Genomic DNA, 654 nt, shown 5'->3' on the forward strand with positions numbered 1-654 from the left:
GTACCCGCCCCCAGCAGGACCTCGGGCACCTCGCGATGGATGGCGGCGATCGCGTCCAGCGCCTGCGGCGTGCGCAGCGTCACTTCCAGCACCGTGACGCCGCCCGCATACAACGCGCGCGCCAGGTCGGGCGCCAGCGCCACGTCCTCGATCACCAGCACCGGCAATACCGGGCTGGCCTGCTGCAGGACCCGATCCAGCGGCAATGTCATGGGCACTCCTCGATTCGAAACGGTTCGCCCCGCCGGATCGCTCCGCGCGGGCCACAGCGCTTTTTACCGAAGAACCGAGGTCAGGACAACGACAACCCCTCTGCTACGCGCCTCAGGAAGCGCTCGCCGTCTTTTCCACGCGCCGGCAAGCGCGCATCGCGGGGCGCTCCTCGAGCAGCGCCAGCAGCGACTCGCTCAGCCTGCGCTCGCCGAGCAGTCGGTGGTGGCCGCCGCCCGGCAGGCGCAGCAAGCGACTGGCCGGCCAGGCGGCATGGATGCGCTCGGCATTTTCCACCGCTACGCGCGGGTCGTCGTCGGCATGCACCACCAGTCCGGGCATTTCCAGACGGTAGCACGCCACATCCAGGCACGCCGCGGATATGCCCGCCTGCCGCTCGACCAGGCGGATGAAATGCGAGCGAGCCAGGGCCGGCAAACCGAC

1 protein-coding gene and 1 pseudogene are annotated in these 654 nt (G+C 70.0%); both read right to left on the reverse strand.

Features of this window, described 5'->3' with window-relative positions; translation table 11 throughout:
- A pseudogene (locus ACP4J3_RS50855) lies at window positions 1–212 on the reverse strand (keto-deoxy-phosphogluconate aldolase); the annotation flags it as partial.
- A 112-nt stretch (window positions 213–324) separates the two neighbouring features.
- Window positions 325–654 (reverse strand): alpha/beta fold hydrolase (locus ACP4J3_RS50860; RefSeq protein WP_426545119.1); only part of this gene is annotated, 330 nt, incomplete at its 5' end.

The sequence above is a fragment of the Streptomyces sp. UG1 genome (genome assembly GCF_049974585.1).
In the GTDB taxonomy this organism is placed as follows: domain Bacteria; phylum Actinomycetota; class Actinomycetes; order Streptomycetales; family Streptomycetaceae; genus Streptomyces.